The 23,792-nt window shown below is 53.4% G+C and carries 20 protein-coding genes; 6 read left to right on the top strand and 14 right to left on the bottom strand.

All coding sequences use genetic code 11. The annotated features are described in order from the left end of the window. Positions 1-194: 194 nt before the first annotated feature. The 3 genes from ridA to pyrB form a co-directional block, all read right to left on the bottom strand. The gene (gene ridA / locus ACZRKO_RS14405) at positions 195-581 is read right to left on the bottom strand and encodes a 2-iminobutanoate/2-iminopropanoate deaminase (RefSeq protein WP_188475385.1); all 387 of its coding nucleotides are present in this window, start codon (positions 579-581) and stop codon (positions 195-197) included. An 84-nt stretch (positions 582-665) separates the two neighbouring features. Then, complete coding sequence (pyrI, locus tag ACZRKO_RS14400) at positions 666-1,130, bottom strand: aspartate carbamoyltransferase regulatory subunit (RefSeq protein ID WP_463737929.1); 465 nt, start codon at positions 1,128-1,130, stop codon at positions 666-668. 18 nt (positions 1,131-1,148) lie between these two features. Next, a complete protein-coding gene (gene pyrB, locus ACZRKO_RS14395) occupies positions 1,149-2,084 on the bottom strand; it encodes an aspartate carbamoyltransferase (RefSeq protein ID WP_463737928.1) in 936 nt (311 codons plus the stop codon). Between the two features lie 417 nt (positions 2,085-2,501). Between pyrB and ACZRKO_RS14390 the strand changes: the two genes are divergently transcribed. Continuing rightward, the gene (locus tag ACZRKO_RS14390) at positions 2,502-2,963 is read left to right on the top strand and encodes a NanQ anomerase/TabA/YiaL family protein (RefSeq protein WP_463737927.1); all 462 of its coding nucleotides are present in this window, start codon (positions 2,502-2,504) and stop codon (positions 2,961-2,963) included. Here ACZRKO_RS14390 and ACZRKO_RS14385 read toward each other — a convergent pair. Beyond that, the gene (locus ACZRKO_RS14385; RefSeq protein ID WP_463737926.1) at positions 2,953-4,716 is read right to left on the bottom strand and encodes a sugar phosphorylase; all 1,764 of its coding nucleotides are present in this window, start codon (positions 4,714-4,716) and stop codon (positions 2,953-2,955) included. The two genes, ACZRKO_RS14390 and ACZRKO_RS14385, sit on opposite strands and share 11 nt — an antisense overlap. 198 nt (positions 4,717-4,914) lie before the next feature. After that, on the bottom strand, positions 4,915-5,922 hold the full coding sequence (argF, locus tag ACZRKO_RS14380; RefSeq protein WP_463737925.1) for an ornithine carbamoyltransferase: 1,008 nt from the start codon (positions 5,920-5,922) through the stop codon (positions 4,915-4,917). Positions 5,923-6,104: 182 nt separating this feature from the next. Between argF and rraB the strand changes: the two genes are divergently transcribed. Then, complete coding sequence (rraB, locus tag ACZRKO_RS14375; protein WP_463737924.1) at positions 6,105-6,560, top strand: ribonuclease E inhibitor RraB; 456 nt, start codon at positions 6,105-6,107, stop codon at positions 6,558-6,560. A 162-nt stretch (positions 6,561-6,722) separates the two neighbouring features. Here rraB and ACZRKO_RS14370 read toward each other — a convergent pair whose 3' ends face one another. The 4 genes from ACZRKO_RS14370 to ACZRKO_RS14355 form a co-directional block, all read right to left on the bottom strand. Beyond that, entirely contained in the window at positions 6,723-8,159 is a 1,437-nt protein-coding gene (locus ACZRKO_RS14370; protein WP_463737923.1) for a 6-phospho-beta-glucosidase, read from the bottom strand. Positions 8,160-8,218: 59 nt separating this feature from the next. Further along, positions 8,219-9,757 (bottom strand): PTS transporter subunit EIIC, encoded by a 1,539-nt coding sequence (locus ACZRKO_RS14365; protein ID WP_463737922.1) that lies wholly within the window; start codon positions 9,755-9,757, stop codon positions 8,219-8,221. Between the two features lie 159 nt (positions 9,758-9,916). Next, the gene (locus ACZRKO_RS14360) at positions 9,917-10,669 is read right to left on the bottom strand and encodes a MurR/RpiR family transcriptional regulator (RefSeq protein WP_463737921.1); all 753 of its coding nucleotides are present in this window, start codon (positions 10,667-10,669) and stop codon (positions 9,917-9,919) included. 36 nt (positions 10,670-10,705) lie between these two features. Further along, complete coding sequence (locus ACZRKO_RS14355; protein WP_463737920.1) at positions 10,706-11,209, bottom strand: GNAT family N-acetyltransferase; 504 nt, start codon at positions 11,207-11,209, stop codon at positions 10,706-10,708. Positions 11,210-11,466: 257 nt separating this feature from the next. Here ACZRKO_RS14355 and ACZRKO_RS14350 point away from each other — a divergent pair, with 257 nt between their 5' ends. Together ACZRKO_RS14350 and ACZRKO_RS14345 are read left to right on the top strand one after the other, a co-directional pair. After that, positions 11,467-12,657, top strand: coding sequence for a YjgN family protein (locus tag ACZRKO_RS14350; protein ID WP_463737919.1), 1,191 nt, complete (start codon positions 11,467-11,469; stop codon positions 12,655-12,657). Positions 12,658-12,660: 3 nt separating this feature from the next. Next, positions 12,661-13,680 (top strand): M48 family metallopeptidase, encoded by a 1,020-nt coding sequence (locus ACZRKO_RS14345; RefSeq protein WP_463737918.1) that lies wholly within the window; start codon positions 12,661-12,663, stop codon positions 13,678-13,680. A 49-nt stretch (positions 13,681-13,729) separates the two neighbouring features. On the opposite strand, the gene ACZRKO_RS14340 is transcribed toward ACZRKO_RS14345, so the two are convergent. The 3 genes from ACZRKO_RS14340 to pepA all read right to left on the bottom strand — a co-directional run bounded on the left by ACZRKO_RS14340 (position 13,730) and on the right by pepA (position 18,775). Further along, positions 13,730-16,585, bottom strand: a complete 2,856-nt coding sequence (locus ACZRKO_RS14340) for a valine--tRNA ligase (protein WP_463737917.1) — start codon at positions 16,583-16,585, stop codon at positions 13,730-13,732. A gap of 14 nt (positions 16,586-16,599) precedes the next feature. Then, the gene (locus tag ACZRKO_RS14335) at positions 16,600-17,064 is read right to left on the bottom strand and encodes a DNA polymerase III subunit chi (protein WP_463737916.1); all 465 of its coding nucleotides are present in this window, start codon (positions 17,062-17,064) and stop codon (positions 16,600-16,602) included. Positions 17,065-17,263: 199 nt separating this feature from the next. Beyond that, positions 17,264-18,775 carry a leucyl aminopeptidase gene (pepA, locus tag ACZRKO_RS14330; protein ID WP_463737915.1) on the bottom strand — a complete coding sequence of 504 codons (1,512 nt, stop codon included), beginning with the start codon at positions 18,773-18,775 and terminating at the stop codon, positions 17,264-17,266. Between the two features lie 275 nt (positions 18,776-19,050). On the opposite strand from pepA, the gene lptF reads away from it, so the two are divergent. Together lptF and lptG are read left to right on the top strand one after the other, a co-directional pair. Next, complete coding sequence (gene lptF, locus ACZRKO_RS14325; protein WP_463737914.1) at positions 19,051-20,145, top strand: LPS export ABC transporter permease LptF; 1,095 nt, start codon at positions 19,051-19,053, stop codon at positions 20,143-20,145. Then, a complete protein-coding gene (lptG, locus tag ACZRKO_RS14320; RefSeq protein WP_463737913.1) occupies positions 20,145-21,215 on the top strand; it encodes an LPS export ABC transporter permease LptG in 1,071 nt (356 codons plus the stop codon). The genes lptF and lptG overlap by 1 nt, the downstream gene beginning before the upstream one ends. Before the next feature lie 71 nt (positions 21,216-21,286). Here the strand turns inward: lptG and ampH are convergent, their stop codons facing one another. Continuing rightward, on the bottom strand, positions 21,287-22,432 hold the full coding sequence (gene ampH, locus ACZRKO_RS14315; protein WP_463738108.1) for a D-alanyl-D-alanine-carboxypeptidase/endopeptidase AmpH: 1,146 nt from the start codon (positions 22,430-22,432) through the stop codon (positions 21,287-21,289). Between the two features lie 110 nt (positions 22,433-22,542). Further along, on the bottom strand, positions 22,543-23,775 hold the full coding sequence (locus tag ACZRKO_RS14310) for an MFS transporter (protein ID WP_463737912.1): 1,233 nt from the start codon (positions 23,773-23,775) through the stop codon (positions 22,543-22,545). Positions 23,776-23,792: the final 17 nt, after the last annotated feature.

The raw sequence follows: 23,792 nt of genomic DNA, 5'->3' as shown, positions 1-23,792 counted from the left end.
ACAGGTCTGGCTTCAGGTTTTATTTATTCATCCACAAAGGATCAGGCACAAAGTGTGCCATCGTGCAAAACCGGCGGAAAATCAGGGTAAAAAGGGGAAGTCTGCTCTGTGCGGGGGCGTGAAGGCGATGGACTGCATGAAAAAAGGGCAAAAAAAACCAGCCCGCAGGCTGGTCTGGTGCATCACTGACGCGATTAACGACGTACGGCGATGGCTTCGATTTCGATTTTCACATCTTTTGGCAGACGGGCAACTTCAACGCATGAACGCGCAGGGAACGGCGCATTGTGCTCGGTGAAGAAGGCTTCGTAGGTGGCGTTAACGGTGGCGAAATCGTTCAGATCTTTCACGAAAACGGTGGTTTTCACGATGTCTGACACTTTCAGGTTGGCGGCTTCAACGATCGCTTTGACGTTTTCCAGTGACTGGCGAGCCTGAGCGGCGATATCGTCGGCTACGGTGCCGGTTTTTGGATCCACCGGGATCTGCCCGGAGGTGATGATCATGCTGCCAAGATCCACACCCTGAACATAAGGGCCGATGGCGGCTGGTGCATTTTCAGTGCTGATTTCGCGGGACATAGTGTCTCCTGATTTGAGTTGTCGGATTTTAAAACTGGGAGCCAGTATAAAGGCCACGCATCAAAAGTCATTACGCCTGTCGCGTCAGTCGTTATTCATCACAACCTGATGCTCAAACTCTTTCTCACAATATTTGCATTGAAGATGCACTTCGCCCTGACGCTTTTTCACCGCAAAGCTCGATGCCACGGGCTCGGAGCGGCTAATACAGTTGCTGTTCGGGCAGCGGAGTACGCCTACAATATGGTCAGGCAGCGTCGGCATGAGTTTTTTCACCACTTCATAGTCGTCGATACGGTTAACCGTGGCGTTTGGCGCGTAGACCGCCAGCTGGTTAACCTGCTGCTCGGTCAGGAACGTATTCTCGATTTTGATCAAATCTTTACGGCCCAGCTCATTGGAGGGCAGGTTCAGGCCGATGGTGATGCGCTGGTCGGTTTCGGTCAGCTTAAACAGTGACAGTAATTTGAAGCCGATTTGGGCTGGAATATGGTCAATCACCGTGCCGCATCTGATGGCTTCAACCTGAAGTTTATTGTCGTGAGTCATACTGTTTTCTCCTCAAGTTTATTGGGCGGTATCGGCATTTAAAACCAGTGCCAGCAGGGCCTGGCGCGCAAAAATGCCGTTGCCGGCCTGCTGGAAATACCAGGCGTATGGCGTTTTATCGACGTCCGTGGTGATTTCATCCACGCGCGGCAGCGGGTGCAGCACTTTCAGGTGTGGCTGAGCCTGGGCCAGATCGGCGGCGCGCAGAATAAACTGGGCTTTGACGTTGGCGTACTCGGACGGGTCCAGACGCTCTTTCTGTACGCGGGTCATATAGAGAATATCCAGTTCCGGCACCACGTCATCGATGCTCTCATGCAGGCTGTATTCAATACCTTTCTCTTCGAGCAGGGAAAGGATGTAGCCCGGCATAGCCAGCGCATCGGGAGCGATGAAGTAGAAGCGGTTGCCTTTAAATTTGGCCAGCGCCTGCGCCAGGGAGTGAACGGTGCGGCCATATTTCAGGTCACCGACCATGGCGATGTTGATGTTATCGAGGCGGCCCTGAGTTTCACGGATGGTGAACAGATCGAGCAGGGTTTGTGTCGGGTGCTGGTTGGCACCATCACCGGCGTTGAGCACCGGAATACCGCCCGAGAACTCCGTCGCCAGACGCGCTGCACCTTCCTGCGGGTGGCGCATCACGATGGCGTCAACGTAGGTGCTGATCACCGAGATGGTATCGGCCAGCGTCTCACCTTTTTTGCCAAGGGACGTATTCGAGCCATCAGCGAAACCCACCACAGAAGCCCCGAGGCGGTGCATTGAGCTTTCAAACGACAGGCGTGTGCGGGTAGAGGCCTCAAAGAAACAGCTGGCGATCACTTTATGTTTCAACAGTTCCGGCTGCGGATTGGCTTTCAGGCTGGCTGCGGTGTCGAGCACCAGCTCCAGCTCTTCACGGCTGAGATCGTTGATTGAGATAATGTGTTTTTGGTATAGCGGGTTAGCCATTGTCACTCTCCTCTACTTGTCTGCTTGGACTATCGATTCTCAAATTTTGGACAAAAAAAAGCCCCTTTAAAAAGGGGCTTTCATCAGATCGGTTATGCAACGGAAGAACAACGGCAGCGGGCTGCCTTCTGGGACGGCGTTTTGTGCGTATTTTTGTACACTGCAAACCTGTCGAATGTTCATGGGTTCTCCCGGCAAATTGTCGCGCATTATACGCGCAGAAAATCTGGCTGCAAGAGGTACGGGGCGCTTTTTTTGCTGCCGTTTTAATCGAACCGGTCAGGGAAAGCAAACGGTTGGCCGAAAACCGGTGTACCGGTGAAAATGTTACGCAGATCGCATAGTCAGCCAGGGGACTCCTTTATGATAGTGCGACTTTGAAATGCTATTTCATTTTACTTATATCAAGGGACGTTCATGTTAACCGGAAATATTCATCAACTGCATTTAGTACCTTACCTGCCCGCAGCACTGCGCGACGCCATCGAATATGTGAAGAAAAACATCACCGCTGAAACCCCTTTAGGTAAACATGAAGTGCGTGGGGAAGAGATGTTTGTGATGGTTTTCCATGACAGCACGGAGCCGCAGTCTGTGCGCCGGGCAGAGTTTCATGCCCGGTATCTGGATATCCAGATTGTCCTCAGTGGTACAGAAGGCATGACGTTCAGCAATCTGCCCGCCGGGAAAGTCGATACCGACTGGCTGGCCGACAAAGACATCGCGTTTTTACCCGCCGGTGAGCAGGAAAAAACTATCGTGATGCACGCCGGTGACTTTGTGGTGTTCTACCCCGGCGAAGTACATAAACCGCTGTGCGCCGTGGGCGAACCAGGCATGGTGCGCAAAGCGGTGGTTAAAATGCGGGTTAACGCTTAAAGATCTTCATCCGCCAGCGGCGCAGACGGCCCAGCCGTTCCGGGGCTTTCAGCTTGTGTTTAATCCACACCACCTGCCAAGGCTGTAAGCGCGTCTGGCCGGTAAAGGCTTCGCCACCAATCAGATCTTTCCCTTCCACGGCCAGTTTCATTACCTGAGACTGGCCGCTGATATTGAAGACACAGGTAATGCGGTCTTCGGTCTGCGGATCATAACGTTCCATCGCAAACAGCGATTTCCCCAAATCAAATACCCGCTGGCCCGCCTGCGGTGAAAACGCCGGGTGCGCACGGCGGTGTTTAATCAAATCACTCAGGCCGTTAAACACCAGGGCACGCAGGCTGTCGGTTTTCTCCAGCTCCGCTTCCAGTTCATCAAGTTTGAGTTTCTTACGGTTGATGCGGCGGTTGAGCCCCGACTGATGCATACCATCGAGATCGTTTTCACTCCCCAGCAGGCTGTGAATATAGATGGCCGGCACGCCAATAAACGACAGCAGCAATGCCTGGGCGGCGAGGAATTTGCGCGCCTTGAGTTCGACGCCATCCTCCTGCTCAGTCAGTGCGCTGAGGAAATTAATATTCAGCTCATACGGCGAATGCGTACCGTCACCATTGTCTTTGTAAGAGACGCGGCCCTCTTTGCGCAGCGTCTCCTGCGCCATGTATTTGCGTTCGTCATCATCGAGGAAGGTTTCCGTCGGGCGCAGACCGATACCGTCGTGGCTGGCGAGGAAGTTGAAATAGGTCGTTTTTGGGTAGCGCGCTTCGGCATTCAGGCTTTGCGCCCACTGGGTAAGCGTGGTGGTGTCCTGGCGCAAAAAAGCGTGCAGCGTCAGCGGTGGCAGCGGGAACTGATACACCATGTGTGCTTCGTCGCCTTCGCCAAAGTAGCTGATGTTTTCATGGTGCGGCACGTTGGTTTCGGTGATCAAGCGCGTACCGGGGATCACTTCATCCAGAATGGTGCGCCACACTTTGATGATGTTATGCGCCTGTGGCATGTGGATGGAGCGCGTGCCGACCTCCTTCCAGATGTAGCCGATGGCATCAAGGCGAATCGACTGCCCGCCGCTGGCGGCGTACTGCAACAGCACGTCGATGCTTTCGAGCAACACCTGCGGATTCTTGAAGTTGATATCCACCTGATCTTCACTGAAGGTGGTCCACAGATAGAGTTCGGTGCCGTCGGCTTTGATAAAGGGCGTCAGCAGCGGCGAGGCGCGCGGGCGAACTACGCGGCTGTAGTCCAGTGCCGGGTTGGAGTCGATAAAGTAATCTTTGTAGTACGGCTCGTCATGCAGATAACCTTTCATCCAGTCGCTGGAGCGCGAGATGTGGTTGATCACGCAGTCAAACATCAGGTTGAAGTGGGTCGAGAGCTGGTGGATATCGGGCCAGCCACCGAGGTTCTCGTCGATGCGGCGGTAATCAATCACGCTGAAGCCGTCATCTGAGCTGTATGGGTACATCGGCAGGATGTGAATATCACTGATGATGTCACGTAAGTATTTGTCCGCGAAGTGGTTAAGTGTTGCCAGCGGAGGCTGTTCGCCCTGAGTCACGTTATCGCCGTAGGTGATGAGGTAGATGTTAGTGCCATCGACCCACTGCTCGGTACTGTGTTTGCCGTAGTTCCATTTCTCAGCCAGATGGAGGATTTTCTTCAGCAAGTCGGCGATGTGTTCCCTGGGATAGATCCGGCTTAATAAACTTTCCAGGCGCAGAACGTATTCCAAATTCACAGATTTCATAACGGTGCCCTTTTTTCTTACCCCTTCACCTGAAGACGGCAAAAGAAGGAGTGCTTTCTTAAAAGGTTAGTTGAAAAATCGGCCTTCCGGCGCGCATCTGAAGGGAAAAACTGCAATGTTATGTAAAAACATCGGGGCAAAAGTGGGGCGAAAAACTGGCCTGACGCGGGCTGAAGATTGCGTCAGGCTGTGGAAAAATCAAACAGAACCGAGCGTGGCGACCATCACGGCTTTGATGGTGTGCAGGCGGTTTTCAGCCTGATCAAATACTACGCTGTTCGCGGATTCAAACACCTCGTCGGTGACTTCCATGCCGCCGTGCAGGTCATACTCCTGCGCCATCTGGCGGCCGAGCGTGGTCTGATCGTCATGGAATGCGGGCAGGCAGTGCAGGAATTTCACCTGCGGGTTGCCTGTCAGCGCCAGCATGGCGCTGTTAACCTGATAAGCACGCAGTAAGCTGATGCGTTCTTTCCAGGTCTCTTTCGGCTCCCCCATCGACACCCACACGTCGGTGTAAAGGAAGTCGGTCCCTTTCACGCCGCTGGCAATATCTTCGGTCAGGGTGATGTTACCGCCGTTCTCCCGTGCCAGATGCTGGCAGGTTTCAACCAGCTCCGCATCCGGCCAGCAGGCCGTCGGCGCGACCAGGCGTAAGTCCAGACCGCACAACGCCGCCGCTTCCAACAGCGAGTTGCCCATGTTGTTGCGTGCGTCGCCAAGATAGGCCAGTTTCATGCCTTTAAGGGGGAGGCCCGGTAACTGCTCCTGCATGGTCAGCAGGTCGGCCAGCAGCTGTGTCGGGTGAAATTCGTTGGTCAGGCCGTTCCAGACCGGCACGCCGGAAAATTCAGCCAGCGTTTCAGCCTTATCCTGGCCAAAACCACGATACTGAATACCGTCATACATTCTTCCCAGCACGCGTGCAGTGTCTTTCATCGACTCTTTATGGCCGATCTGGCTGCCGCTCGGGCCGAGATAAGTGACTCTGGCACCCTGATCATAAGCGGCAACTTCGAAAGAGCATCGGGTACGGGTCGAGTCTTTTTCGAAGATGAGCGCGATGTTTTTCCCCGTCAGATGGGCTTTTTCCGTGCCATTCTTCTTGGCAGCTTTAAGCTCAGCCGAGAGTTTGAGAAGGGATAAAATTTCCGACGGGGTAAAATCCAGTAACCTGAGAAAATGACGTTTACTCAAAAGACTCATGATGTTCCTCTCCGATGCTTTTGCATTGTATTGTGCATTTTATGGTGAATATAAATTCAATTTATATGTATGAATATGCAATTACAACCCCGGCGTAAAAACTTTGTCATTTATAGTGGAGGCAGAACCTTGGCTGTGTGAAAATGGCGCCCAGATACGTCACATTGATTGAGGACTGAGGCATGGCAAATCGTGAATTGCTGGAAGAACAACGTGAAGAAACCCGCTTAATCATCGAAGAACTGCTGGAAGATGGCAGCGATCCTGACGCGCTTTACACTATCGAACACCACTTATCTTCAGAGAATTTCGACGTTCTGGAGAAAGCAGCGGTCGAAGCTTTCAAACTGGGTTATGAAGTGACCGACGCGGAAGAGCTGGAAGTTGAAGATGGCAGTACCGTGATGTGCTGCGACGTGATCAGCGAAATTGCGCTGAATGCTGAACAAATCGACACCCAGGTTGAGCAGCTAATGAACCTGGCCGAAGCTCAGGGCGTCAACTACGACGGTTGGGGTACATACTTCGAAGGCGACGACGACGACGAAGATGAAGACGGCGAAGACGGCGAAGACGGCGAAGAAGGCGATGAAGAAGAAGAAGGCCTAGATGAAGATGATGACGGTAAACGTCATTAATCTTTTAGATAACGCCTTTTAGACGGTTATTCAGGGCGTAATTGTCGCAGCCAGTTTGTGCCCGGCCAGCGCGCAACAACCGGAGCGTACACTTAGTACGTGAGGATTGTGAGCACTGCCCGGGCGCAAAATGGCAAGCAAAATAGCCCAGCCAATATTTGCTTAGATATCTTCCCCGTTACTTTCAATGACCTTCTTATACCAGTCAAAACTCTGCTTACGTGACCGCGCCATCGTGCCGGTGCCATCATCGTTTTTATCGACGTGGATGAAGCCATAGCGTTTGCTGTATTCGCCGGTGGTGAATGACACGCAGTCGATACAACCCCACGGGGTATAGCCCATCAGATCCACACCGTCTTCCAGCACCGCTTTTTTCATCTGTTCGATGTGCGCTTTCAGATAGGCGATGCGGTATTCATCATGGATCATTCCGTCAGGTGCTGCTTTGTCGATGGCGCCGAAGCCGTTTTCAACAATGAACAACGGTTTCTGATAACGCTCATACAGCACGCTCAGTGAGTAACGCAGACCAACAGGGTCAATCTGCCAGCCCCAGTCGGAGGCTTTAACGTGCGGATTGGGTACGCTGCCCGCAAAGCCAGACAGGCCGTTGTCATCGCCTGGATTATGCGCAGATACCGCGTTGCTCATGTAGTAACTCAGGCCCATATAGTCGGCGCAGCCTTCGCGCAAAGCGTCGAGATCACCTTCTTCCATTTTGATGTTAAAACCGCGACGTTCCCACTCATTCAAAATGTACGACGGGTAATAACCGCGCATATGCACGTCGCCGAACAGGTAGCGCTCACGCATGGCTTCCACAGAGTACATCACGTCGTCTGGGTGACAGGAAAACGGATAGAGTGGCACCATGGCGACCATGCAGCCAATCTGGAAGTCAGGGTTAATGGCGTGACCGAGTTTTACCACTTTAGCGCTGGCCACAAACTGGTGGTGCAGTACCTGATACATGGTCTCTTCCGGGTTTTCATGCTCGGTAAATATCACGCCGGAACAGCAGTAACCAAACAGCGGATACTGCCAGTTGCGCTGGTTGTTGATCTCGTTAAAGGTCATCCAGTACTTCACTTTGCCCTTGTAACGCTCGAGCACCACTTCACTGAATTTCACAAAAAAATCGACGACTCTTCGGTTTTTCCAGCCGCCATACTCTTTCACCAGATGATAGGGCATCTCGAAGTGCGACAGGGTGATCACCGGTTCGATGCCATACTTCAGCAGCTCATCGAACATATCATCGTAAAATTGTAAGCCGGCTTCGTTCGGTTGCAACTCATCACCATTGGGGAAAATACGCGTCCAGGCGATCGAGGTGCGGAAACATTTGAAACCCATCTCGGCGAACAGCGCGATGTCTTCCTTGTAGTGCGAATAGAAATCTACCGCCTCATGGTTTGGGTAGCGGTAACCGTCCAGCACGCCATCGGTCATCACACGATCCACGCCGTGCGAACCGCCGGACAGCACATCGGCGATGCTCACGCCTTTGCCGCCTTTATTCCAGCCGCCTTCGACCTGATGTGCCGCGACGGCGCCGCCCCATAAGAAATCTTTCGGTAATTGCTGACTATTCATACATATTCTCCCTCACTACGGGCGGACAACTGTCCGCCCTCTCATTGAAATACTGTTACTCAGACCTGGTTTAACTGCGCCTGTGGTGCCGGTGTCTCTGGGTTTTTTGCACTGGCTTTCGGAGCTGCTTCTACTTCATCGTTGAAGCCCACCAGATAGGTGAACACAGCGGCGAGTACGAACGCGACGCTTATCGACAGCAGGAAGCCGAGGAACTGCGGCATGTGGCCTTCTTTGAAGAACACCGGCAGAACCGCAATGCCCGGTAGGCAATAACTCCATGAAACCGCGTTGAAGGAACCGGCAATCGCACCACCGATACCGCCCGCGACGCAACTGCACAGGAAGGGTTTTTTGAGACGCAGGGCGACACCGTAAATGGCGGGTTCAGTGATACCGAACAGACCGGTGACGCCAGCGGACAGAGAAATGCCTTTCATTTCGCGGCTGCGGGTTTTCAGGTAGACGCCGAACATGCTGCCGGTCATCGCGAAGACCGCTGAAGCCTGCAGACCGGTAAAGGTGTCATAGCCGAGAGTCGCGTAGTTGCCGACGGTGACGGGGGTAATGCCCCAGTGGACGCCCAGCGTAACCAGCGGCTGCCAGAATGCACCAACGACGAATCCGGCTACCGTCGGGCTGAGGTGATAAAGATAGTTATAAACGCCACCAATCGCGCCGCCAATCAGATTGCCAACAGGGCCGAAGACCAGTAGCGTCATCGGAACCATAATCGCGATACAAAACATCGGCGTGAAAAGGTTACGGATAACGATTGGCAACACTTTATTGAAGAAACGTTCGATGTAAGACATCGCCCAGACCATCAGAATGACCGGGATAACAGAAGCGGTATAACTCAGGTATTTCACAGGAATACCGAGGAAATCGAGCGTCGGTGAGGCAATCGGAATGCCGACGACATCCGTCAGGATGCGGGCAATTTCCGGGTTATTCACCGCTTCACGCATCAACTGCTGCATGGCCGGATCGGCTGAGTTAATGGATGTTATCTTGAACGCCGTCAGCATGTTCATGTAATCAGGGCTGATGAGCGCACAGGCGGTGATCACCGCGGTGAAAGGATTGACGTTGAATTTTTTCGCGGCGGTGAAAGCGATCATCACTGGCAGGAAGGTAAATGCCGTCCATGAAACAAAGTTAAGGATACGGTAGGTGCCACTGTTGGCATCCATAAGCCCGACTGCGGCGAGGAAAGAAATAATCCCCTGCAAAATACCGCAGGCGGCGAGCTGATAAAGGAAGGGGGTAAAAATGCTGGAGATGACGTCCATGACGCGGCTGACGATACCGACATTGGGCGCTGATACCGGGGCATTTTCATCAACGGTAATCAGTTTCAGCACCTGCTTATATGCGTCGCTCACGTGATTGCCGATCACGACCTGCATCTGGCCACCGGCTTCAATAACGGTGATCACGCCTTTGACGCGTTTTAATTCTTCTTTTTCGACCACGCTATTATCTTTTAAAATAAAACGTAATCGGGTTGCGCAATGTGTGATGCTAATCACATTATTATCGCCGCCGATGTATTTCAAAATAGCTTGAGCAGTCTGAGCGTAATCAATCGCCATTATAATTCTCCAGGTACAGTGTATTACTCGAACTGAGAGGTAAGATTATTATTAATATTTTTTTAGGTTTCGGGCGGGAGTGTAACAAAAGGAGAAATGAAGTCACGATATAACAAAATACGGTATTTGGTAGATGTCACAAGTGTAAAACGCCCTGTTTTATTTCGGGCGGGGAACAATGCCGGAGGTAATTAACGTCGGTAACTTTTTGCCAATTGTTTCGATAATATAAAGAACGGGGATCTGTGTCGTAATATTATAGTGGCCTTCAAGCAGGATGGGTGGCATGTGATAGGAGATGTTGAGGTCCGCCATGCGTGCCAGCGTGGAGCTCTCGCTGTTAGTCAGGCTGATAATTTTACAGTTTTGCAGGCTAAACTGACTGGCGATGCGGATAATTTCCTCGGTTTCTCCGGAAACAGAAAGAATAATCGCGATGGCATCCTGATACATATCGCTGTTAATCGGATAATAAGGATCGTCAATATATGTGCTGAATTTTCCGATATTGGAGAAGAAGCGTGCGCTATATTTTCCCAGAGCGCCGGAAGTGCCAATGCCAACAAATATGATACGTCGTGTTGCCGCTATTTGCGCAGCGGCGAGATCTAATAGTTCATCGAATTCACGGTTATTAATGCTTTTGAAATAACTGATGATCTCGCTGATTCCAAATGACACCGGCGGTATCTCATCGCGCTCAAGATGTAGTTTAAAACGGATGCGGAATTCAGAATATCCGTCACAATTCATTTTTTTGCAGAAACGCAAAACGGTGGTAGTAGAAACTCCGGCGACATCAGCGAGTTCACGGATAGTCATATACATCACTTTATCCGTATTTTTTATGATGGTGTTATAGACCATCAACTCCAGTTCGTTCAGCGTCGAAATTTCTTTATAAGTGAACATTCTTCTTCCTGCGCCAGCGGTTAAACGAGCCGATAATTAGAGGTATTTCAGCATAGTGACTTCACAGTCAGTATGGCCGGTACTGCCGAGTGCGCCATCGATATGCTCAAATCCCAGACGCTCGTACAGAGCAATGGCCTGCGTCAGGCTGGCGGTTGTTTCTAAATAGCAGCGCGCAAATGCCTGAGTACGGGCAAATTCCATCGCCTGCAAGGCCAGTTTTTTGGCCAAACCCTGGCCGCGTAATGAAGGCAGAAAATACATCTTCTGCAATTCGCACAAATCTGCTTCTCCGCCGCTTAAAGGCGCTACGCCACCGCCGCCTGCGATCTGTCCGTCGAGCTCAACGACCCAATAGGCGCAGCGTGGCTGGCTGTAAATGTCGTATAAATGATCGAGATTGGGGTCGGCCACTGTATAGCCCTTGTCGGCAGTCAGGCCGAACTCAGCGGACACATGGCGGATCACGTTGGCAATGGCGGCATTATCTTCAGGACGGATAGGGCGCACCAGCAGACTCAGGGGCGTTGCGGTAGACATATTACTCACTCGGTTTTGTATTGGCGTTACACGGATCAGTCCGACTTAATACCATCTAAAGGCGCGCCGATGCAACGCTGCACGCACTTCCTGAGGTTTTTAGTGGAGTAATGAGAATCTTTTTCATCTAAAGTGTGAATAACTCATTGCCTGAATGTGTACGTGCGTGATTAAATCTTCAGCGTTCCATTAGGTACTTATCCTCTCTCTTATTTTAAGCGAGACGGCTTCTTATTGCTTTCAGGACGAAAGAAAAAATGTCTGATAATAAAAAAATTGACGGGCCATACCATCCAGTTCGTTTTCATGGCAAGGGTGGAGAATATTTTGCGATTTGGTTAGTCAACGCATTACTGACCATTATCACGTTAGGAATTTACTCCGCCTGGGCGACGGTCAGGCGTCGTCGTTATTTCCTGGGTAACACAGAAATTAATGGCGATCGTTTCGATTACCACGCGAAGCCGATGCAAATATTGAAAGGGCGTCTGCTGGTCGTTGCCGGAATCATCGTATTTTATATTCTGGTGGCTCTCATGCCGCAATTAGCCCTGGTGTTTGTACTGGCATTTTTGGCGCTGCTGCCGTGGGTGATTATCCGCAGCTGGCGGTATAACGCCATTATGACCAGCTTCCGTGGCGTGCGTTTTAACTATCACTGCAAAGTGGGCCGCGCTTACTGGGCCATGTACCTGTGTCCGATTTTGCTGATGGTGGCCCTCTATCTGCCGATGGCGATCATCGTTATGGTGGCCATGCAAACCGGCAGTCTCTCTGTGATGCTGCTGGCCGTGCTGATTGTGGTTGTCGGTCTGATATTAGGCGTGGCGGTGGTGCAGGGCATTATCAGCACCATGCAGCATGATTTGTACGTGAATAATATGTTCTTCGGCAATGCGTCATTCCGGGCAGCCTTAAAGAAAAAGGCTTTCATTAAATACAGCCTGCTTGGCCTGCTGATGTTTGTGCCTTTCCTGGCTGCGGCGTTCTGGTTAATGGGCTCATTCATTGTCACGCTTTATCAAATAGCCATGCTGGGTGATATTTCCCCTGACACCACTAACGCCATCATGATGAGTTATTTGTTTAACTTCTCTATGTCGATGGTGATTCTGTTTGTCGGTGCGCTGATCGTTGCCAGTTATCAGGTGGTGGCAATCCGTAATTACGTCTTTAACCAGACCAAAATTGACGGCCACGTGCAGCTGCATTCATCGATGAAAACCCTGTCGTATCTCGGTCTGCTGTTCACCAACTCGCTGATCGTTATCTTCTCGCTGGGTCTGGCGACGCCGGTGGCGCATGTGCGTTACGCACGTTACATCGCAAACTGTACGGCGGTTGAGGGTGATCTCTCACTGCTGAACGTGCAGGCGCACCATGACACCGCCAATACGGCAGTGGCAGAAGAAGTAGCGCAGGCGTTTGATCTCGGCGTCGGAATATAATGCATGACGCTTGATGGCTTTTATCAGCCTCCCGGACGGGCAGCTCGCGAGGCTGCCCGTCTCTTTTTAGGCGATGAACAATGCCTGGCGCTGACTGCGCAGGACGTCACGCAGACGTTCACCTTGTCTCAGATCGCAGTGTCCGGTGCACTTGGCACCATTCCGCTGTTTCTCACTTTTCCTGACGGCGGCCGTTTTGTGCCTGCCGATGACAAGGCGTTTCGCCACTGGTATCGGCAGTGGCGCAAACCCGGTCTAGTTCACCGGATGGAAAGTCACAAAATCGGCGTGATTGCTACACTGCTGGTGACCTGCCTGCTGATTGTATTCTACGTCTACGGTTTACTGCCGTGGGCCAGCAATGCTATTGCGCTGCGCATACCCACCTCTGTCGAACAAAGTCTGGGTCGTCATACCATGACGTTACTTCAGGCCAGCGATTTCAAACCGACGGAATTATCCTTGGCGCAGCAAAAGCGGACCGAAGTGTTGTTCCGGCAGGTGTTGCCTGAATCGTTGCGTGATGCCCGAACGCCGGTCACTTTGAAACTGATGAACATCCCCGATGTCGCCAACGCTTTTATGCTGACCGACGGCACGCTGGTGCTTAGCGATAAGCTGGTCGCGCTTGCGCCGGGCGGCGACGCGCTGGCAGCGGTGATGCTCCATGAAATGGCCCATCATGCTTACCGGCATCCGATGCGTATGCTGGTGCGTTCCTCGCTGGTTTCGCTCAGCCTGCTGTGGATGACCGGCGACGTCAGCGGCGTGGGTGACACGTTGTTACAGGCGGCTTCTCTGGCGAACGAGTTGCAGTTTTCACGCAGGATGGAGCAGGAGGCCGATGACTGGGCGATTGTCGAAATGAAACATCAGGGGCGTTCACTGACGCAGATGGCCGGCATGTTCCGACGGCTCGTGGCGGAGTCTAAAGATGAGCAGGGCAGCGGACTGCCAGACTGGCTGAGCACGCACCCGGCCATGCAGTCGCGCATCGAACATATCGAGGCGGCAGCGCAATAAAAAAGGCCGCTTTCGCGGCCTTTCGTTACGGCTTTCTTTGCACTACACCTTACAGCGCAGCGATAGTCGCTTTCTGTTCTGCAATCTTGATTTTGGCTTCGCCACAGGCTGCCAGACGGTCGCGCTCTTTGGCGACAACGGCTTCTGGCGCACGCGCCACAAAACCTTCGTTCGACAGTTTGCCCTCGATAGCCGCAATCTCGCCATCCAGTTTCGCCATCTCTTTGTCCAGACGCGCCAGTTCGGCGTCTTTATCAATCAGACCGGCCATCGGGATCAGCAGCTCAGCGCCTTCCACCAGTTTGGTGACAGAAACCGGGCCTTTGTCGCCAGCAGGCAGAATGGTGATGGACTCCAAACGTGCCAGCGAGGAGATAAAGTTCAGGTTCTGCTCGACGCGGCGCTGTGCTTCAGCGCTTGCGCCACGCAGCAGCAGTTCCAGCGGTTTGCCCGGAGACAGGTTCATCTCGGCGCGCACGTTACGGATAGCGATGATCGCATGCTTGATCCACTCGAGATCGGCCAGTGCCAGTTCGTCTGCTTTTGCCGCGTCAAATTCCGGGAAAGGTTGCAGCATGATGGTGTCAGCCGTAATGCCTTTCAGGGTTTTCACGCGCTGCCAGATGGTTTCTGTGATGAACGGAATGATCGGGTGCGCAAGACGCAGCAGACCCTCCAGCACTTCGACCAGCGTATGACGGGTACCGCGCAGTTGTGCTTCGCTGCCGCCAGTCATGACCGGTTTAGTGAGTTCCAGATACCAGTCGCAGAACTGATTCCAGGTGAATTCATACAGAATGCTGGCGGCCAGATCGAAGCGGTAGGTGTCCATCGCGTCGCGGTAGGCTTTCACCGTACGGTTGTATTCCGCGAGGATCCAGCGGTCAGCCAGTGACAGTTCGAGATCGCCGCCGTTCAGGCCACAATCCTGATCTTCTGTGTTCATCAGCACGAAGCGGCTGGCGTTCCACAGCTTGTTACAGAAGTTGCGGTAGCCTTCAAGCCGCTTCATGTCCCAGTTGATGTCACGGCCGGTAGAGGCCAGTGCCGCCAGCGTGAAGCGCAGGGCGTCGGTGCCATGCGGTTCGATACCGTTCGGGAACTGCTTCTCGGTGCGCTTGCGAATTTTCTCCGCCAGCTGCGGCTGCATCATGTTGCCGGTACGTTTTTCCAGCAGATCTTCCAGCGAAATCCCGTCGATCATATCCAGAGGATCGATGACGTTACCTTTTGACTTGGACATTTTCTGCCCTTCGTCGTCGCGGATAAGACCGGTCATGTAAACGGTGTTGAACGGAACCTGCGGTTTGCCGTTTTCATCTTTCACGAAGTGCATGGTCATCATGATCATGCGTGCGATCCAGAAGAAGATGATGTCGAAGCCGCTCACGACCACGCTTGAAGGGTGGAAAGCTTTGAGATCAGGCGTCTGCTCTGGCCAGCCCAGCGTGGAAAAGGTCCACAAACCGGACGAGAACCAGGTGTCGAGCACGTCTTCGTCCTGCGTCAGAACCACGTCTGCGCCCAGATTGTTTTCGCTGCGCACTTCCGCTTCGTCGCGGCCGACGAATACGTTGCCTTCGGTGTCATACCACGCTGGAATACGGTGTCCCCACCAAAGCTGACGGGAAATACACCAGTCCTGAATGTCGCGCATCCAGCTGAAGTACATGTTTTCGTACTGTTTTGGTACGAACTGAATCTCGCCCGTTTCTACAGCTTCCACCGCAACTTTCGCCAGCGGAGCAGTGCGAACGTACCATTGATCGGTCAGCATGGGTTCGATGACCACGCCGCCACGGTCGCCGTAAGGTACGGTCAGGTCGTGAGGTTTGATCTCTTCCAGCAGGCCCATCTCGTCGAAAGCGGCGACCACGGCTTTACGCGCGGCGAAGCGCTCAAGGCCACGGAACTGCTCCGGAATATCGTTGCTGCACGCGTCGTTTTCTTCGCCGTTGGTGTCGAACACTTCAGCGGTTTCGCGGATATCGCCATCAAAAGTCAGGATGTTGATCATCGGCAGGCCGTGACGTTTACCGACTTCATAGTCGTTAAAGTCATGCGCTGGCGTTATCTTCACGCAGCCGGTGCCTTTTTCCATGTCGGCATGTTCGTCACCGAGGATCGGAATGCGGCGGCCGACCAGCGGCAGGATAATCTCTTTGCCGATCAGATCTTTGTAACGCGGATCTTCCGGGTTAACGGCCACGCCGGTATCACCGAGCACGGTTTCCGGACGGGTGGTGGCGACCACCAGATAATCTTTGCCTTCAGCGGTTTTTGCGCCGTCAGCCAGCGGATAACGCAGGTGCCACATGGAACCTTTGGACTCGCGGTTTTCCACTTCGAGATCGGAGATCGCGGTGCGCAGTTTCGGATCCCAGTTCACCAGACGTTTGCCACGGTAAATCAGGTCTTCTTTGTACAGACGCACGAAGACTTCACGCACGGCGTTGGACAGGCCTTCATCCATGGTGAAGCGTTCACGCTCCCAGTCCACGGAGTCGCCCAGACGGCGCATCTGGCGGGTGATGGTGCCGCCTGATTCCGCTTTCCAGTCCCAGATCTTTTCGATAAACGCGTCGCGGCCATAGTCGTGACGCGTTTTGCCTTCTTCAGCGGCAATTTTGCGCTCAACGACCATCTGCGTGGCGATACCGGCGTGGTCTGTCCCCGCCTGCCACAGAGTATTTTTACCCTGCATACGCTGATAGCGGATCATGGCGTCCATGATGGTTTGCTGGAAAGCGTGACCCATGTGCAAGCTACCGGTGACGTTCGGCGGCGGGATCATGATGGCAAAGCTTTCTTTACTGGTATCACCATGTGGCTTGAAGTAGCCCTGTTCTTCCCAGTGCTCGTAAAGCGGCTGCTCGATGTCTTGCGGGTTATATGTCTTATCCATTTCGCTTTCGTTTTTTAGTCGGTCGATGTAGTGACAGACGGCGTCGTGGCCGTGGTCAACGTAAAACCGACGCTGCGATAGGCTTTGTAGCGATCGCGCGCCAGTTGTTTAAGGGAATCTTCGTAAGGAACGAAGTCTACCACTTCATGGAAAGCAGTAGCAAAATCTGCAAACTGAGGCAGCAGGCTTATCAGTAAATCACGCGGCGCATTACCGCGTTTTCCTGGCCAGCAAAGCTCAACCGGCGCGCCGAACTTCGGCCCTTCACCGGCTAAATTGTGCGGGACAAACTGGCTTGGATCACGCTGCCACAAGGCTTCATCCAGACGCTCTGCCTGCTGCTGATCTTCACAGGCCAGCAAAACGCGTTTCCCCGCACGACAACGCTCGGCCGCAATCTGGCAGGCCAGCGCTTCGTGAGAAGTCAGGGTTCCGTCCGGGTCGGGCGCATCGATAAGGAAAAAGGTGGCTTGTTTCATCAGTTATCCAGTGCATTTATGCAGAATGAAACAGGCCGGAGTTAACCGGCCTGATCCCCTTCATCCTTCAAGCTGTCTCTGCGTTGGCTGCCTTCATTCACCTTGGTCACTTACTTGATGTAAGCTCCCAGGGATTCATTCAGTTGCCGCCTTGATACAGCTCGAATGATTTTGGGTATCGTTTAGAGGTTGGGATAGATTAATCGTCGCCGTCGAGACCTGCGCGGTTGAGCAGGAACTGTGCCAGCAGTGCGACAGGACGACCGGTCGCGCCTTTGTTTTTACCTGAGCGCCATGCAGTACCGGCGATGTCCAGATGCGCCCAGCTGTATTTGCGGGTAAAGCGCGACAGGAAGCAACCGGCGGTGATAGCACCACCCGGACGGCCACCAATGTTCGCCATGTCCGCAAAGTTCGAGTCCAGTTGCTCCTGATATTCATCAGCCAGCGGCAGACGCCATGCGCGGTCACCGGACTGCTCGGACGCGCCGATCAGTTCGTGAGCCAGCGGATTGTGGTTCGACAGCAAACCGGTGATGTGATGGCCGAGGGCAATCACGCACGCGCCGGTCAGCGTGGCAACGTCAATCACCAGCTCAGGATCGAAACGCTCGACGTAGGTCAGCGCATCACACAGCACCAGACGCCCTTCGGCATCGGTATTGAGCACTTCGACGGTCTGGCCGGACATGGTAGTCAGAATGTCGCCCGGACGGAACGCCTGGCCGCCAGGCATGTTTTCACAGCCCGCGAGCACGCCAATCACGTTGAGCGGCAGATTCAGCTCAGCCACCACGCGCATTGCGCCGTAGACCGCGGCTGCACCGCACATGTCGTACTTCATTTCGTCCATATCAGCCGCAGGCTTAATGGAAATACCGCCGGAATCGAAGGTTAAACCTTTGCCGACAAGCACGATAGGCTTAGCGTCCGGGTTAGGATTGCCCTTATATTCCATCACCGACATCAATGATTCGTTCTTCGAACCCTGACCGACGGCGAGATAGGCATTCATGCCCAGCTCTTTCATCTGCTGTTCGCCGATGACGCGGGTGGTGATATTAGTGCTGAAAGCATCCGCCAACTGACGGGCCTGAGAGGCCAGATAGGCGGCGTTACAGATGTTTGGCGGCATGTTGCTGAGATCTTTCGCCGCTTTGATACCGGCAGAGACCGCGAGACCGTGCTGAATAGCACGTTCGCCACTGGTCAATTCACGGCGCGTTGGCACGTTGAAGACCATTTTACGTAACGGACGTCGAGGTTCGACTTTGTTGCTTTTCAGCTGATCGAAGGTGTAAAGCGACTCTTTGGACGTTTCAACCGCCTGACGCACTTTCCAGTAGGTGTTGCGGCCTTTAACGTGCAGCTCGGTCAGGAAGCAGACCGCTTCCATTGAACCGGTGTCATTCAGGGTATTGATGGTTTTCTGAATCACTTGCTTGTACTGGCGCTCATCGAGCTCACGCTCTTTCCCGCAGCCGATAAGCAGGATGCGTTCGGAAAGAATATTTGGAACGTGGTGCAGCAACAGGGTCTGGCCTACTTTGCCTTCAAGTTCGCCGCGGCGAAGCAGAGCGCTGATGTAACCGTCACTGATTTTGTCGAGCTGCTCGGCAATCGGTGACAGACGGCGAGGTTCAAAAACGCCGACTACAATACAGGCACTGCGTTGTTTTTCCGGGCTACCGCTTTTTACGCTGAACTCCATGCACTCTCCTGAATCTTAAAGACAACGGCGGGGGCTGCGGCTAGAATGGATCGCCGGAGACATCTCCCGTCACTGTGTTAACGACCTGTGTTAACCTGAACGGCGTTAGTTTTTATTTTGGCGGCTATAAGTATCTTCCTATAGGACACCCCAATTCTCGGTGTTTTAATACTATTTTAGTGTGAAGGTTGCCATATGATGAGAATAAATGACGGATTAGCGATGAAACTATCGATTTTCCTGCAAAAAGACAAGTTTTCACAGGCGTATTAAGCGTGATCATCATTAGATATCTGGTTAGGGAAACCTTCAAGAGCCAAATCGCAATCCTCTTTATCCTGCTGTTAATCTTCTTTTGTCAGAAGTTGGTCAGGGTTCTGGGCGCGGCGGTTGATGGCGATATCCCAACAAATTTAGTCCTTTCTCTGCTGGGCTTAGGTGTGCCGGAAATGGCGCAGCTCATCCTGCCTTTGAGTCTGTTTCTGGGCTTATTGATGACGTTAGGCAAGCTCTACACTGACAGTGAAATCACGGTCATGCATGCCTGTGGACTCGGTAAACGTTCACTAATCCTTGCTGCCCTCAGTCTGGCGCTGATCACCGCTGTTTTTGCCGGTATCAATGCGTTCTGGGTCAGCCCTTGGTCTTCAAAACATCAGGACGAAGTGCTGGCCGAGGCCAAGGCCAACCCGAGCATGGCAGCCATGGTTGAAGGCCAGTTCCAGCAGGCACAGAACGGTAACGCGGTGCTGTTTGTCGGCAGCGTGAAGGGAAAAGAGTTCCATAACGTCTTCTTGGCGCAACTGCGGCCTAACGGCAACCAGCGTCCTTCCGTGGTTATCGCCGATAAGGGCCATATGGAACAGCGCCCGGACGGTTCCCAGATGGTGACTCTCGATCAGGGCACCCGCTACGAAGGTACCGCGCTGCTGCGTGACTTCCGCATTACCGATTTCACTAACTATCTGGCGGTGATTGGCCATCAGACGGTGGCGGTAGATGAGAGCGATTCCGACCAGATGTCGATGCATCAGCTATGGCAGTCCAACGAGCCTGATGCCCGTTCCGAGTTCCACTGGCGTCTGACCTTAGTGGTGTCTGTCTTTATTATGGCGCTGCTGGTGGTGCCGCTCAGCGTGGTGAACCCGCGTCAGGGCCGTGTTCTCAGTATGCTACCCGCTATATTGCTCTACTTAATCTTCTTCCTGCTGCAAAGCTCGCTGCGGTCTAACGGCGCGAAAGGCAAGCTCGACCCGCTGGTCTGGATGTGGGTCACCAACCTGGCCTACTTCGCGTTAGCAATGATGCTTAACATGTGGGACACGCTGCCGGTACGTAAAATCCGGGCGCGTTTAAGAGGAGCTGCCTGATGTTTGGAGTTTTAGACCGGTATATCGGCCGCACTATTTTCAATACCATCATGATGACCTTGTTCATGCTGGTGTCGCTGTCGGGCATCATCAAGTTCGTCGACCAGTTGCGCAAGGTCGGGCAGGGTGCCTATTCCGCATCGGGTGCTGGTATTTATACCTTGCTCAGCGTGCCGAAAGACGTCGAGATTTTCTTCCCGATGGCGGCCCTGCTGGGCGCACTGCTTGGCCTTGGCACATTGGCTACGCGCAGTGAGCTGGTGGTCATGCAGGCGTCGGGTTTTACCCGTATGCAGATTGCCTCTTCCGTGATGAAAACCGCCATTCCGCTGGTATTACTGACCATGGCGATTGGTGAATGGGTGGCACCACAGGGCGAGCAGATGGCGCGTAACTACCGTGCGCAGCAGATGTACGGCGGTTCACTGCTTTCCACGCAGAGCGGCCTGTGGGCCAAAGACGGTAAAGACTTTATCTATATCGAGCGGGTGGCAGGTGACAACGAGATCACCGGCGTTAACATCTACCATTTCGATGATGCCAATAAACTGCAATCCGTGCGGTACGCTTCCTCAGCGGCCTTCGAGAATGGCGTGTGGAAACTGTCTCAGGTGGATGAATCTATCCTGACCGATCCTAAGCAAATCACGGGGTCTCAGACCCTGACAGGCGTTTGGAAAACCAACCTGACGCCAGACAAACTGGGCGTAGTGGCGCTCGATCCGGACGCATTGTCGATCAGCGGCCTGCGCAGTTATGTGAAATACCTCAAACAAAGCGGGCAGGAGTCCAAGCGTTACCAGCTGAACATGTGGAGCAAAATCTTCTCGCCACTGTCGGTTGCGGTGATGATGCTGATGGCACTCTCGTTTATCTTCGGACCTTTGCGCAGCGTACCTATGGGCGTGCGCGTGGTGACGGGGATTTGCTTTGGTTTTCTGTTCTACGTGCTGGATCAGATTTTCGGACCACTCAGCCTGGTGTACAGCATTCCGCCGGTGCTCGGTGCGCTGCTGCCTAGCGCGCTGTTCCTGGTGATCAGTATCTTCCTGCTGCTGAAAAAACGATGACGATAGTTTGAAAGTGACAGATAAACAGAAGGGCGCCCGTGAGCGCCCTTTTTTATTGTGTTGTGGTGCCGTCAGATTTCGTTATTGCGAACCAGTTCAGCCACCAGTTCGTTCACGCCGTCGCTCATGTTCTTGAACTTAGTCAGCTCGCTGCGGGTCACCACCACGAACACGCCAATACCGCGCTGCGGTACCATCGCCACATAGGTGATAAACCCGCCTCCGCCGCCGGTTTTCTGAATGATGCGCGGCAACAGTGGCGTAGGGGCCATCGTTACCCAGCCCATCCCGAGAGAGTCCGCCATGCCCGGCACGTCCATCCCTTTCAATGACACCAGATCGGTACGCTGGTAATACATCTTCTGCGCCAGTTCAGCGGTCGCACTGCGTTTACCGAGGGCAGAAGGCAGGAACTGACGCATCCAGCGGGCCATGTCGGCTGGGGTAGAGTAAATGCCGCCGCTGCCCGCCGCTGCCGTGGTGTTCAGGCAGGGGCTTGGGCGCAGGCCGCTCATCAGACGAGCACATTGGCTGGCATTAGGCGTCAGCGTCGTATCTACCATGCCGAGCGGCTGGGTGATTTGCTCACTCAGCAACTGGGTGTAAGGCTTGCGCGCCGCGTTTGAGAGCGCGTCAGACAGCAGGTCAAACGCCAGATTTGAATACGCCGCCTTGGCGCCCGGTGGCGTGGTCAGTTTCGCCACCCGCAGCCAGGTCCAGCGGTCATTTTTGGTCGGCCAGGTAAAAACGGGACGATTGGGTGCGCCGCCCGGCTGCTCACGCGGCAGGCCGCTGGTGTGGGTCGCCAGGTTCAGCAGGGTAATAGGCGTGGTGCCGCTGTAAGAAGGCACTACGTTGCCGCCGGAGTACTTGCGAAGCGGATCGTTAATGCGCACCGTGCCTTGCTGCGACAGCTTCACCAGCACTTCGCTGGTAATAAGCTTGGTCAGCGAAGCGATGCGGATCACCGAGTCTTCACGCGGGCGGATATCCGAACCGGGGCGGGTTTCGCCAAAGCTGCGGAACACCTGCTGCTGATTATCGACTACGACCAGCGCCATGCCCATGGCACCGCTGCCATAGAAAATGTGCTCGGCATAATCATCAACAACTTGCGAGGCCAGACGCGCATTTTGCGCATGGCTCAACAGTGGCGCGCTGGCAAAAGCCATCGCCAGAAGCGTAAGAGAGAATTTTTTCAACAAACCGGTATCCATCAGCAAAGCAAAGTATTCTTCGATGATTCGTATACTAATGCGAACTTTCTTAAACGGCATGAGAAAAAAGAGCGCAAACGCAAAAAATCTTGTAAGAAATCCCCCCGACCTCAGGCGTTGGCCTGATATGGCCGCTTTTCCCTGACCAGCAGCATAGCGCTGATACCTATTAGCGTAATGAAGGCGGCAAAGTAAAAACCTGCGTTAAGCGAACCGGTGCGGTCGGCAATAAAGCCGGTGACATAAGGGGCGAAAATCGACGCCGCCATGCCAAAGAAATTATACAAACTGAAGGCCGTGCCGAGCGCCTGTTTGGGGGCATTGTCGGCGACCAGTGCCACCAGAATCGGGTTCAGGCTGATTTTTCCAATCAATCCGTAGAGGATCAGCACCGCGATAAGCATGGTTTCTGATGTGGAATAGACGATGCCAAACAGCGCCACTAATGACAGCGGCATCATGCAGAGCACGACCGGTTTGCGGCGGCCCAGTTTGTCTGACATGTAGCTGAAAATCAGCGTCCCGATGATAGAAATCCACGGCACAATCGACGCGATGTTACTGGCGCGGGCCATATCCATACCGCGCTCCTGTTGCAGGTAATACGGCAGCCAGGAGATGATCACAAAGAAGCCGTAAATCGAGCAGAAAATAGTGATGTAGGCCAGCACCAGATTGCGGTTTTTCAGCAGATCGGTAAAGCGAAACGGGGGTTCTCCGGTTTCATTTTGCACTGCCTTTCCTGCGGGCAATGGCGGTCTGCGGTGAATCACAAACAGCATTAACAGCGCAACGATCAACACCGGCAGGGCGATGATCACAAAGGGTAATTTCCAGCCGGTATGAAAGTGATTTACCGAGATGCTGGAAAGTTGATAACCCAACGCAATACCAAACGACATGCCACTGCCAATCACCGCACTGCCGAGCGTTAGCCACTTTTTAGGGATCGCGCTGGAGGAGACGGCGTACTGCGGGCCGTAATACACGCCTTGTGCGGCACCGGTCATCATCCATAAAATGATGAAACCCAGAAATCCGGGCGTGATGCTGATGGAAGCAATAAAGACCGCAAACAACATAAAACCGGTCACCAGCACTTTCTTGTGACCAAGTCGGTCACCCAACAGCCCCGCCGGAACCTGCAACAGGGTGTAAGCGAGGAAAAACAGGCTGCTGATCGTACCAAGCTGTGTTTTCGTCAGCCCGTATTCGTCCTGAATGATTGGCATTAAGGGGCTTAGCACCGAGCGGCCCGCGTAAATTACCACCCAGCCAAAAAAGAAAATAATGACCAGACGGATCCAATAGGGGAACCGAGAGGCGGATTGGGTATTTTCCATGGTGTTTTCCTTCTGCG

This window comes from Ewingella sp. C233 (genome assembly GCF_055407225.1).
The sequence above is the reverse complement of the archived record's forward strand: the minus strand, read 5'-3'. Positions and strand labels throughout refer to the sequence as shown.

Bases quoted from the DNA above. Each gene is read 5' to 3' on its own strand.
- ridA (WP_188475385.1), bottom strand. From the start codon at position 581: ATGTCCCGCGAAATCAGCACTGAAAATGCACCAGCCGCCATCGGCCCT.
- pyrI (WP_463737929.1), bottom strand. From the start codon at position 1,130: ATGACTCACGACAATAAACTTCAGGTTGAAGCCATCAGATGCGGCACG.
- pyrB (WP_463737928.1), bottom strand. From the start codon at position 2,084: ATGGCTAACCCGCTATACCAAAAACACATTATCTCAATCAACGATCTC.
- ACZRKO_RS14390 (WP_463737927.1), top strand. From the start codon at position 2,502: ATGTTAACCGGAAATATTCATCAACTGCATTTAGTACCTTACCTGCCC.
- ACZRKO_RS14385 (WP_463737926.1), bottom strand. From the start codon at position 4,716: ATGAAATCTGTGAATTTGGAATACGTTCTGCGCCTGGAAAGTTTATTA.
- argF (WP_463737925.1), bottom strand. From the start codon at position 5,922: ATGAGTCTTTTGAGTAAACGTCATTTTCTCAGGTTACTGGATTTTACC.
- rraB (WP_463737924.1), top strand. From the start codon at position 6,105: ATGGCAAATCGTGAATTGCTGGAAGAACAACGTGAAGAAACCCGCTTA.
- ACZRKO_RS14370 (WP_463737923.1), bottom strand. From the start codon at position 8,159: ATGAATAGTCAGCAATTACCGAAAGATTTCTTATGGGGCGGCGCCGTC.
- ACZRKO_RS14365 (WP_463737922.1), bottom strand. From the start codon at position 9,757: ATGGCGATTGATTACGCTCAGACTGCTCAAGCTATTTTGAAATACATC.
- ACZRKO_RS14360 (WP_463737921.1), bottom strand. From the start codon at position 10,669: ATGTTCACTTATAAAGAAATTTCGACGCTGAACGAACTGGAGTTGATG.
- ACZRKO_RS14355 (WP_463737920.1), bottom strand. From the start codon at position 11,209: ATGTCTACCGCAACGCCCCTGAGTCTGCTGGTGCGCCCTATCCGTCCT.
- ACZRKO_RS14350 (WP_463737919.1), top strand. From the start codon at position 11,467: ATGTCTGATAATAAAAAAATTGACGGGCCATACCATCCAGTTCGTTTT.
- ACZRKO_RS14345 (WP_463737918.1), top strand. From the start codon at position 12,661: ATGACGCTTGATGGCTTTTATCAGCCTCCCGGACGGGCAGCTCGCGAG.
- ACZRKO_RS14340 (WP_463737917.1), bottom strand. From the start codon at position 16,585: ATGGATAAGACATATAACCCGCAAGACATCGAGCAGCCGCTTTACGAG.
- ACZRKO_RS14335 (WP_463737916.1), bottom strand. From the start codon at position 17,064: ATGAAACAAGCCACCTTTTTCCTTATCGATGCGCCCGACCCGGACGGA.
- pepA (WP_463737915.1), bottom strand. From the start codon at position 18,775: ATGGAGTTCAGCGTAAAAAGCGGTAGCCCGGAAAAACAACGCAGTGCC.
- lptG (WP_463737913.1), top strand. From the start codon at position 20,145: ATGTTTGGAGTTTTAGACCGGTATATCGGCCGCACTATTTTCAATACC.
- ampH (WP_463738108.1), bottom strand. From the start codon at position 22,432: ATGGATACCGGTTTGTTGAAAAAATTCTCTCTTACGCTTCTGGCGATG.
- ACZRKO_RS14310 (WP_463737912.1), bottom strand. From the start codon at position 23,775: ATGGAAAATACCCAATCCGCCTCTCGGTTCCCCTATTGGATCCGTCTG.